At 56.4% G+C, this 10,563-nt stretch carries 11 protein-coding genes and 1 tRNA gene; 8 read left to right on the forward strand and 4 right to left on the reverse strand.

The genetic code is table 11. From position 1 onward, the window contains the following. Positions 1-122: 122 nt before the first annotated feature. The 3 genes from GSQ94_RS13270 to GSQ94_RS13280 form a co-directional block, all read right to left on the reverse strand. On the reverse strand, positions 123-1,091 hold the full coding sequence (locus GSQ94_RS13270; protein ID WP_158944363.1) for an alpha/beta hydrolase: 969 nt from the start codon (positions 1,089-1,091) through the stop codon (positions 123-125). Between the two features lie 66 nt (positions 1,092-1,157). Continuing rightward, positions 1,158-1,940 carry an SDR family NAD(P)-dependent oxidoreductase gene (locus tag GSQ94_RS13275; RefSeq protein WP_158944364.1) on the reverse strand — a complete coding sequence of 261 codons (783 nt, stop codon included), beginning with the start codon at positions 1,938-1,940 and terminating at the stop codon, positions 1,158-1,160. 464 nt (positions 1,941-2,404) lie between these two features. Then, the gene (locus GSQ94_RS13280) at positions 2,405-3,016 is read right to left on the reverse strand and encodes a TetR/AcrR family transcriptional regulator (RefSeq protein ID WP_158944365.1); all 612 of its coding nucleotides are present in this window, start codon (positions 3,014-3,016) and stop codon (positions 2,405-2,407) included. Between the two features lie 86 nt (positions 3,017-3,102). On the opposite strand from GSQ94_RS13280, the gene GSQ94_RS13285 reads away from it, so the two are divergent. The 7 genes from GSQ94_RS13285 (at position 3,103) to GSQ94_RS13315 (ending at position 8,913) form a co-directional block, all read left to right on the forward strand. Next, entirely contained in the window at positions 3,103-4,119 is a 1,017-nt protein-coding gene (locus tag GSQ94_RS13285; protein WP_216843086.1) for an SDR family NAD(P)-dependent oxidoreductase, read from the forward strand. 185 nt (positions 4,120-4,304) lie between these two features. Next, on the forward strand, positions 4,305-5,054 hold the full coding sequence (locus tag GSQ94_RS13290; RefSeq protein ID WP_158944366.1) for an SDR family oxidoreductase: 750 nt from the start codon (positions 4,305-4,307) through the stop codon (positions 5,052-5,054). A gap of 78 nt (positions 5,055-5,132) precedes the next feature. Continuing rightward, entirely contained in the window at positions 5,133-5,924 is a 792-nt protein-coding gene (locus GSQ94_RS13295; RefSeq protein ID WP_158944367.1) for an SDR family oxidoreductase, read from the forward strand. Between the two features lie 43 nt (positions 5,925-5,967). Next, a complete protein-coding gene (locus GSQ94_RS13300; protein WP_158944368.1) occupies positions 5,968-6,417 on the forward strand; it encodes a VOC family protein in 450 nt (149 codons plus the stop codon). 255 nt (positions 6,418-6,672) lie between these two features. Further along, complete coding sequence (locus tag GSQ94_RS13305) at positions 6,673-6,879, forward strand: hypothetical protein (RefSeq protein WP_158944369.1); 207 nt, start codon at positions 6,673-6,675, stop codon at positions 6,877-6,879. 438 nt (positions 6,880-7,317) lie between these two features. Then, the gene (locus tag GSQ94_RS13310) at positions 7,318-7,554 is read left to right on the forward strand and encodes a helix-turn-helix domain-containing protein (protein WP_158944370.1); all 237 of its coding nucleotides are present in this window, start codon (positions 7,318-7,320) and stop codon (positions 7,552-7,554) included. 102 nt (positions 7,555-7,656) lie between these two features. Then, entirely contained in the window at positions 7,657-8,913 is a 1,257-nt protein-coding gene (locus GSQ94_RS13315; protein ID WP_158944371.1) for a site-specific integrase, read from the forward strand. Positions 8,914-8,999: 86 nt separating this feature from the next. Here the strand turns inward: GSQ94_RS13315 and GSQ94_RS13320 are convergent. Beyond that, a tRNA-Met gene (locus tag GSQ94_RS13320) sits at positions 9,000-9,076 on the reverse strand. A 170-nt stretch (positions 9,077-9,246) separates the two neighbouring features. Here GSQ94_RS13320 and GSQ94_RS13325 point away from each other — a divergent pair. Further along, positions 9,247-10,560: a BON domain-containing protein gene (locus GSQ94_RS13325; RefSeq protein WP_158944372.1), complete on the forward strand. Its 1,314-nt coding sequence runs from the start codon at positions 9,247-9,249 to the stop codon at positions 10,558-10,560. Positions 10,561-10,563 lie beyond the last annotated feature (3 nt).

A 10,563-nucleotide genomic window follows, 5' to 3' on the forward strand; every position in this document is an offset into this window, starting at 1 on the left:
CGCGTTCACGTCAATGTCGTTGAGCGCGTAGATCGCCGAGGTCTTCGGGGCAAATGGGTGAGGCCAAATCACATGGTCATACATTTCTTATTCCCCATCACGTTTTCTATAAGCGATTTGGTTTATTTTTGAATTGCCGCCCCGGCGAATCGGTCGTTCAGAAACTCACCGATGAGTTGAAGAGCCTCGTTGGAAGCTGTGAGGCGTCCCGCGCCCCCAAGGAATCCATGAACCATCCCTTCCCACACATCGAGGCGAGCATCGACTCCTGACGCGATCGCGTGCTCAACGAAACGGACGGAATCATCGAGCAACACCTCGTCGTCGCCGACATGTACGCGGACTGGGGCTAACCCAGCCAGGTCGGCATGGAGGGGCGACGCGAGGGGGTCTGTCGGGTCATGACCGTGGAGATAGGAGTTCACCAACTCGGTGGCTTGCGGCTTGGTAAAGTAGGGGTCGGCAGCAGCGCGCGTAGACCAGCTTTCGCCAGAAAGGGACAGATCCGTCACGGGTGAGAGTGCCACTCCGCCCACGAGAGCTTTGCTGGCGCCGTCACTGTTTGCCGCGAGATGCGCGAGCAATCCAAGCGCCAGGGTGCCCCCAGCGGAGTCGCCCGTGATGGCAATCTTCGAGAAGCCTTGCTCAACCAGACCGAAGTAGCAGGCGCGCACGTCTTCAGCGGCGGCAGGAAATGGATGCTCTGGAGCTAACCGGTAGTCAGGCACAAATGCCGCTACTCCCACACCAGCAGCGATATGGCCAGCAAGATGGCGAAACGCTTGCGCAGAGCCAAAGTTGAACCACCCGCCATGGATGTGCATGACGGCCTGACCGGGCCGCGCGTCTTCGGGTCGGCACCACCATCCCGAAACACCTCCAACACGCCCAGCTTCATACACGACGCCCGCAGGAGCAGCGACGTGCTCCATGATGGCATCAAACGGAACTCGAGCTGCAACTCCCTGAAGCTTACCTTTATTAGGTTCGACGATGGCGCGCATGGCGGCCATTGCAGCTTGGTCTTCCGATCTGAATGGATGGTGCAGCAACCACGAAGCCGGACTATGAACTTCCTGAAGTGTTTGCATGATGCTCCTCCTTGGTTTTGACGCTTGGTGCAGTGGCCCTGGGAATGTCTACCGTGAATGCGGATCTTAGCGTTGTCCCAGGAGCGAGAGGAAGTTAGGTTGTCCATTGGACGCGCTGACTCCACCGTCGACCGGCAGAGTCACTCCATTGACAAAGATTGCGTCTTCACTCGCGAGAAACGCAATCACGCCTGCTATTTCGTCCGGTGTAGCAGCTCTACCGATAGGGAGGCGATCAACAAATGCTGCCATGACCGCTTCGCTTTTCTCAAGATCGGCGGTGGCCTCGCTGGAGGTGAGACTGGGTGCCACGGCATTGATCCGCACGCCGCGCGAACCGTACTCCAGCGCCAGGGCGCGCGTGAAATTCGTGATGGCGCCCTTTGCCGCGTTGTAAGCACTCAGCCCCCAATCTCCGCCTAAACCCGATACGGACGAGAGATTGACGATTGAACCCTTGGTCCTCAAGAGGTGAGGCAATGCTTCACGAATCGCAAAATACACTGCATCCAGGTCGGTGCCCATCAGCTTCCGCCATTGCTCTGTCGTGATTTGTGCGAAAGGACCGAAGGTAGCTATCCCCGCGTTATTGACCAATACGTCCAGCTTGCCAAACTTAGTGATCGTATCTTCCACGAGTCGTTTCACGTACTCCTCATCCGAGACATCTCCAGGATGGATAAGTGACTGTGCTCGATCAAAGCCCGCGATGGTTTGGTGCAACTTCTCTTCACGTCGTCCGTTGAGGACGACAGATGCGCCTTCCTGGAGAAAGCGGCGTGCTGTGCCTGCTCCAATTCCAGAGCCGGCCCCCGTCACAATGACAACTTTGTCTTTGAATCTAGTCATGATTCCTCCGATACGTTATGGGTGATGCTGCGCCAAAGCGCGATGAGGCCGGGCGATTGTGAACGCCGTCATCTGACGGCCTTTCATGACTTCACTTTTCCCTGATGGCATACATCCGATTGGCGCTTCTGTGTGTTCCGTCGAATTGCGCACTTCATATCAGCCGCAAGTATCTCGCGATACGTCGTCTATAGAACGGATGCGGTATTTGCAACCCAGGGGGGTCTAGGCGCCGAAAGTAGCTTATGCAGCGGCCTAATCAAGAAATAAAATGACGGCGTGCTCTCTTTGATACAGACTCTGTTGACGCACTTCTATATGCTTTGGGCGCTTTTAGACGTCTCTGGATTTCCATCCAATCTTCCGGGATCTGGAAGTGAGCAAGAATTGCGCAAAGCCCGAGAGTGCTTAGTGAGCTTTGCAACGGAGTCCTGACGCATTCCCCCCCGAGAAGTGCGTTAGATTTACTTGCCAAGAATCAGGGGTACATAGCTTCGGGCGTCTTGCAGCAATTGCTCGCGCGCAATACCGGCCCTGGCGCGAAGCTGCAAGCCCTGCATCAAGTCAACGAGCGCACGGCCCCGCACCTTGGCAGAGGGTGTGCGAGTCAGGCGCCCCGCCTTCATCTCCTTTTCGAACCGTTTCGCGAAAATATCAGCGGTTGCGGTAAGGCCCTCCGCGGCATACGAACGGATCTCGGTCACTCGCTCCGAGTTTCCCAGCACCGCGGCGGCCATCATGCAGCCGCCGCAAGCCTCATCCGACGCGGTGTTGACGGTAGCCTCGCAAAAGGCAGTCACAGCCTTGTGGATGTCCGGCTCCGCTTGAAAAGCTGCCATTCTGAGAACTCCAGACGTTATTGCATAGCGCTCGACCGCCTTGAGCAGCAGGGTGGACTTGTCTCCGAAGGCTCGGTATAGCGCGGGTTTGGTGACGTTCACGGCTCGGGCGATCCGCTCTACATCAACTCCTTCATACCCATGCTCCCAAAACATCTCAACGGCACGGTCAAGTGCTTCGTCGGGGATAAAGCCCTTTGGACGTCCCGGGGGGCGCTTCGCAATATTAGTTACCATCGCGTACGAAACTCCTTGCATTGCATCTGTTGTTATCGTACTCTCGCGTATGTAATGCCGCAAGGCAGATAAACACAGAAGACAACATGGATAGGTTCAAAGGAAAAACAGCAGGACCTTCCACCTTCACCACGGAGACACCCATGGAACATTCGATCGCTCTCGTCACCGGCACCACCTCCGGGCTCGGTTATGCGGCAGCCCGCGCTCTTGCCGGAGAGGGCTGGCGCGAGATCATCGTCACCGGGCGCAGCCTGGCTCGGGCCCAAGAAACGGCCACTCAGCTCGCGGATGAGACCAGAGTGCAGGTCTTCACGCCGCTGGAGCTGGAGCTGGACACGCCGTCCAGCATTCAGTCCGCGCTCACCGAGCTCGTCAAGCGAGGTCGGCCGGTCGATTTCCTACTGCTCAATGCAGGGGTGATCCCAGGAAAGAAGCGCGTGCTCACTGCGGCGGGCATCGAGGCGACTCAGGCCCCGCTCATCGGCCATCATCAACTGACTCTCGGGTTGCTCCGCGCCAACCTGCTTTCCCCCAACGCGCGGATTGTTATCGCCGGCTCGGAAGCTGCCCGAGGGGACGTACCCTTGTTCAGCTACACCGACGTGGCGGCCCTTGCGGCCACGAAATACCAGGGTGACCGAAGCGCTGCGGTGGAAGTTCTGTTGCGTAGCGGGCCGAACGTGAAGTACCAGGCCAACCGGACGTACGCCGACGCGAAGATCGTCGTCGCTTGGTGGGTAGCGGCGCTGGCGCGCCGCCTACCCCCCGGCATGGCCGTATACGCCGTCTCGCCGGGCAGCACGCCCGACACCAAGGGACTGCGAAACGCTGGCCCAGCCTTGAAGTGGCTGATGGTTCCGCTGGTGAAGCTTATCCCCGGCATGTCCCACACTCCTGAGACCGCAGCCCTTCGATACCTCCAGGCATCTGAGTTCGGAACCGACGTCTCGGGGCAATTCTTCGCCTCGGCCCCCAAGAAGCTCACCGGCCCAATTGAGGCGATGCGCCAGCCGCACTTTCACGATCGCGCCAACCAGGAGGCCGCGTGGCAAGCCATCGTCAAGGTCTCTGGCGTCGATTTCTCTCCTGCAGCAACTTGAGAGCAGTGTCCTGAAGGAGCGCTGGTCGCGGTCGATTGCTTCGTCGGGGATAAAGCCTTTTGGACATCCTCGGGCACGCTTCGCAATATTAGTTACCGTCGCGTACGAAACTCCTTGCACTGTCGCTGTAGGTATCGTACTCTCGCGTATGTAATACCTCAAGACAGATAAGCACAGGAGACAACATGGATCGGTTCAAAGGAAAAACAGCAGTTATCACAGGCGGAACCACCGGCATCGGCTTGGCGACTGCCAAATTATTCATCAACGAAGGTGCCCGCGTGATCGTGACTGGGCGCACCCCTGCAACAATCAAGTCGGCTCAGGCTGAGCTTGGCGATAACGCTATCGTAGTCCGCAGCGACGCGACATCGTTTCCCGATATGGATGCCTTAGCGGCGAAGGTCAAGGAGACGTTCGGCAAGCTCGATGTGCTGTTCGTCAACGCGGGATACGGTCAATTTATCCCATTTGAGTCGGTGACGGAGGAAGTCTACGACGAGATGCTCAACCTGAACGCGAAGGGACCGTATTTCATCACCCAAAAACTGGTGCCGCTCATGCCGGAAGGAAGTTCGGTGGTCTTTACAACTTCGATGGCCAACGTGAAAGCAGTGGGGCCATTGAGCGCTTACGGCGCCGCTAAAGCAGCGCTTCGTTCCATTACTCGGAGTCTTGCTAGTGAGCTGTACCCCCGTGGAATTCGTGTTAATGCGGTGAGCCCGGGTCCAATTGAAGCGACGGACATACTCCAGAAGGTGGGAATGCCCAAGGAGGCGTCAGATCAGGTCTACGTTCAGATGGCCCAAGCCGTTCCGATGAAGCGTCTCGGTCGGCCAGAGGAACTTGCCAGAGCCGTGGCATTCCTGGCGATTGATGCAACCTACACGACGGGAATAGAGCTTCCGGTAGACGGAGGATGGTCTCAACTCTGAGATGTGGGCCGTCCGGGAAGATGAGCTGCGGGGCGAACTGTCTTGCGTGAAAATAATAAACCGCATAAGGAGAAAGTTATGAAGCAAAATCAACATGAATTAGGAAACAAGCTTGTCGTAGTTGCGGGCGGAGCTGGTGAAATCGGAGAACGAATTACGCGAATGTTTTTACAACAGGGCGCACGAGTGCTTGTTCCTTCGCGTTCCAAAGAGAAATTGAAAGCCTTGGGCGCTTCTCTTAAGGACATCTCCACTGGTGAACTCATTGCGTTGGAAACTGACGTTAGCAACCCTCAAGGTCTGAAGACTCTTTCTGCCGCCATAGGGAGAGAAGGTGTTTTGCGAGCGGCCGTTAGCTCAGTGGGAACATTTTGGCAGGGCCCCAGATCCTTGGAAGTCCCGATAGATGAAGTTCATCGAGTCTTTGAGGAAACATTTTTTCCTTATGTTGGTTTGACTCAAGCGCTTATTCCAGCATTAGGGCCCGACACCCATTTCGTTAAATTGAATGGCATCCTTTCATTGCAGGCAATTCCTAACGTTTCGGCCTTTGGTGTATCAGCGACGGCCCAAATGGCCTGGACGAGATTTCTCATCGCAGAAGCTACCGAATCAACCCCCTGGATTACTGAATTGGTCATTGATTCTCTTGTGAGAACACGCTCTTCGCAGACTTTGCCCAAGGATTACATTTCCGGTGATGACATCGCGCACGAAATACTCCGCATTGTTACCGAAGAAAACGAGCACCAGATTGCCACGATTGGAAAAGGCCCTGGCGATGCCGAAGTTGAATTTGTGCCGCTGCGGAGCCAAGCGTCAGAAAACAATGTGAAGCGGTTGTTCGGAAGTTTCCAAGCGAGGGGTTAGCCGTCGCATGATGCGCGACCGCGCGCGATTTGCAAGGAGAGAAATGGCAGATACTACATACGAAATTTCCCCCAGTACGGGCTTCACCGTGACGCTCTTTCTCGTTTCGGCGGACATAAAGAAGTCGTTGGACTTCTACTCGCGAATCCTCGGCGGGAAAGTCGTCATGGACGGCGAGAACGGCACGCCGGGCATCGTCCAGCTCGAGAACACGTGGGTCGTCATCAATGTCGGCGGCGGCCCGACCGACGACAAGCCGAACGTGTACCTCGCGCCTCCGAAGGATGGCGGGGCTGTCAGCGGCTTCATGAACATCTGCGCTGTCAGCAGCTTCATGAACATCCGCGTCGCCAATATCGCAGAATGTTACGAACGTTGGAAAGGTCTGGGTGCGGAGTTCCTTACCGAGCCGAAGGTTCACGAGGCCGAGACGCGGTGCTACATGCGCGATCCCGATGGCCACCTCATCGAGGTCGGCGAGGCGAAAAAGTAGCGGCGAGTCGCGAGATCGAGCCGCTACTTTTATTGACACCTTCTGTCCGAATAGACCTTCCACATAGAACGGCTGGCGCAGATAACGGACCCCGTCATTACATCGACAATCCTGGGAGCCGGTCGCGTCGATCAGTTGGCTAATACGCTCGCAGCCGTAGATCTGGTATTGGATGCCGAACTCAAGAAAGAGCTTGATGAGCTAACCGAAGAGTATCGACGCAGAGATGCAAGCAGTAAACGGAGGACTAGGAAGATGCACAACTTAGTAGTGAGCTTTTTGGCGGTCACTTATATCGCAGCGAATGTATACGCCATCGTGAAGGTAGGAGTGTTTGAGGTAGCCCGTTCGGGCAAACATCTCATACTCTATGGCGTCCCCTTCATCTTGTGGGGCTCTCTCATCCTGTTGGGATGCAAGCTCATGGAGATTATGCGCCGATTCGATGAGTGGGCGGCCTGATGGCCCATTGAGATGACTTATTTTGCGGACAAAGGCTCCGAACAAGTTAGCTGAGAACCGGAGTGCATTGTCAACTCCGGATACGAGCAGCGTGGCCAAGTGTTCTCGACTGACGACTTCAGGCCAATGCACTCACTGAAGACTAAGACCCTCCGTTGGCCTGAGAAGACGCTCTTCGTCACTTGGCAATCGGCTTGTCGGCCACGCGGAAGTTGACCAACTATCGACTATAGGCGTTCCTTGGGCGATCGTGTCGCATGAGCGACGCTGCGTCGATTTCGCTGTTATTCCGCGCCGGAATAACCCTCGTACCGATTGGAATTGGACTTCGAAGAAGGTTCAGATCAATGCTTGTCCCCAACGATGTATCGAGTTGGTAGACCAGCCCGCGACACGAAAAGCTCAGTCGATTGCTGGATTCAACATGGAGGGGAAGCAATGACAGAGTTGCGAAAGCCAGTCGCTTCAGAGCGTGCCACGAGACCGATCTTCGGCCCCGGCGCGCAACCTCTCCTCAACAGCAACCAGGCCGCGCGGTTCCTTGGAGTTCATCCCAGAACGCTTCAGCGGATGGTCCTACGTGGGGAGATCACCGGTGTTCGGGTGGGGAAATTATGGCGTTTCGTGCCTTCCTCCATCCGCGATTGGATTCAAGAGCACAACATCGCCAGTTGACGTGAAATCTACCGACTTTTGCGGCGGTTTCTCTGGTTTGGAGCTTCGTTTTCAACTACGCTTAAACCAGCCATTCGTGCCGTGAAGTCAGGGAGAAATGCCTTGATAGATCGCACACGATATCAATTCGGAAGTTTATCGCTCAAGAAGCGGGCGAAGGGAGCCGACGTTTGGGAGTTCCGTTACTACGAGACACAGGCCGACAACACGAGGAAGCGTAAAGCGACCTTCATCGGAACCACGACTCAGTACAAGAACAAGTCAGACGCTCGGATCGCAGTAGAAGCCCTTCTCCTAAGACTCAACGAAGAAAAACCACAGCATCACCTGGGTGCTGTCACCTTCGGCGCGATTTGCGACCGATACATCGAGGAAGAGTTGCCAGAACGCTACTCAACCCGGAAGTCGTATCTGTCGAATATCAAGCTGCACATTCGCCCAAGGTGGGAGCGTTACCTGTTGCACCAGATCCGGCCAATGGTGGTCGAAAGTTGGTTGAAGAAGATGGAGATGGCCCCGAAAACGAAGGCTCATATCCGCGGCGTGATGCACCTGAAGTTTGAGTGTGCTGGCCGCTGGGAACTTTTCAACGACCGTCGCAACCCCATGCAAATGGTCCGGGTCAAGGACAGCACCAAACGGAGTCAGCGCCCAACCGTGTTGACTGTGACTGAGTACGAAGCCATCCTCGCCATGTTGAAAGAACCATATCGAACGATGGTGATTGTTGCCCAATGCCTCGGTCTTCGCGTGAGCGAGATCGCGGCGCTCCAGTGGCAAGACTTCGATTTTGAGCATCAGCAACTTCTCGTGCAGCGGAGCATCGTGAACGGGCAGGTGGGTGATGTCAAAACGGAGTATTCACGGGACCACGTACCGCTTCACGAATCGCTTGTGAAGGTTCTGCTCGAATGGAGCAAGCAAGCCCTGCCAACGGAAGAAGGCTGGGTCTTCGCAAGCCCTTTGACGAATAGACCTTACCAGCCGACGGAGATTCAGAAGCGGCACCTTCGGCCTGCGGGATGGTGTCTGGTGGAATGTCCGAAGTGCGGTGTTGGTTCAGGTGTCTGGTGTCGGCAAGATCGTCCGACACCGAATGGCGCTCGGCTACCCATCCACAAGGAACGCCGGGCCTCAGCCGGAAAATTCGGTTCGATTGGGTGGCATACGTTCCGCCATACCTATCGCTCCTGGCTCGATGAGACAGGAGCACCGATGAAGGTCCAGCAGGAACTCATGCGTCACGCGTCGATTCAAACGACCATGAATGTCTACGGACAAGCAATGGCATCCTCGAAGCGGGAAGCGAACGGGAAGGTCGTGGAGATGGTGCTCAAGCCGATGAAAGCGAGCGCCTGAAACCGTGAATTTTGCGAATGGGAGTCAGTGGGAGTGAATCTAAGGGAAAGTGCACTCAAATTCGACTTGTAACTGATTGATTTGATTGGTTGCGGGGGTAGGATTTGAACCTACGACCTTTGGGTTATGAGCCCAACGAGCTACCGGGCTGCTCCACCCCGCTCTTTGAATATACCGTTACTTGATGTGTAGGTCAATCGAACGGAATGATGAAGTCGGAGCGATTTTTGGTCTTCTTACAAGTAGACTTTTGCGTAACTTTTTTTAAAAAAGTGAGTCTGCATACTAAGAGCATGTAGCGTGGCAGAGTTGAACGCGACAGCGGAGGAACGTATGTCTCTAGAGTGTCCGGGTAGGCCTTTTTCAAAGTTAGCGATGGCGACGGTTTTGATGGCGAGTCTTGCGTTGGAGGGTGGCGTGGCGCTCGCGCAGTCCAAGCAGGGGACCGTGCCGGATGCTCAGATCGAAGCAAGTGTTTTGAAGGCGCTGGCGGGTGCCCCGGAGTTGGCGGATCAGGCGATCACCTCTACGACCGTGTATGGGATAGTGACGTTGAGCGGTACCGTCCGGGATGAGCCGCTACGGGATTTGGCCGACCACTTGGTGTCCAATACTGCGGGGGTACAGAAAGTCGTGGATCAGTTGACCATCGGTGCGGTTCCAGCGGTAGCGAACAGCAATCCTTCTCAACAGGACCCATCCCAGGGGACGAATCCAAATCTGCAATCGGATGGTTCGATAGCGCCGCCGCAGGCTCAGAGTCCGCCTGTACCTAGCAATTCGAGTGCGCAGCCAGCTGGTCAGTACCCACCCCCCTACCAAGGTCAGCCGCAGCAGGGTCAGTATCCACCGCCTTACCAGGGGCAGCAGGGTGGCCAATACCCGCCGGCTTATGGTGCGTCGCAGCAGGGTGGGCAGTATCCCCCGCAGGGACAGTATCCTGCCTACGGTCAATCTTATCCCCCGCAGTATCCTCCGCAGCAACCCTATGTGGCGCAACGGGGTGGGGATGCGGTGGTTGTGCCCTTGGGAGCCAACCTCCGGGTACGGATCAACCAGGGGATGAATAGCAAGCATACGGTGGTGGGGACTACGTTCGATGGCGTGGTCCTGAACGATGTCGTGGCGGGTGGTGCGATTGCGATCCCGCGTGGTGCTTCGATCCAGGGAACCGTGGTGGCAGTGCATACTGCCGGTGAGTTGAAGGGCAAGGGCGAGTTGAAGTTGCAGCTGAACTCTGTTTCGCTGGGCGGAAAAGTTTATCCGATTGCGACCGATTTCTGGTGGCACCAGGGGGCAGATAAGACCGGGAATACGGTAGGGAACACGGTCGGTCTAGGTGCGGTTGGCGCGCTTATCGGTGCGGTTGCCGGTGGCGGCGTAGGTGCTGCGGTTGGCGCAGGCGTCGGCGGGATCGCTGGGCTGGGTGTATCGGCTGCTTCCGGCAGAGGCGAAGCTGAGCTGCCTCCTGAGGCGATCGTGGTGTTTCACCTGACGCAGCCGGCGGATATTACGACGGTGTCGCAGGCTGAGTTGAATCGGCTGGGTGCGGGTGTTCCTGTTGGAGCGGATCCGCAGTTCCGCCGCCGGTATCCTCCACCTCCGCCTCCGGGATACTACGGTCCGGCTTACTACCGGCCTTACTAGGGA

This window comes from Granulicella sp. S190 (assembly GCF_009766095.1).
Taxonomy (GTDB): domain Bacteria; phylum Acidobacteriota; class Terriglobia; order Terriglobales; family Acidobacteriaceae; genus Edaphobacter.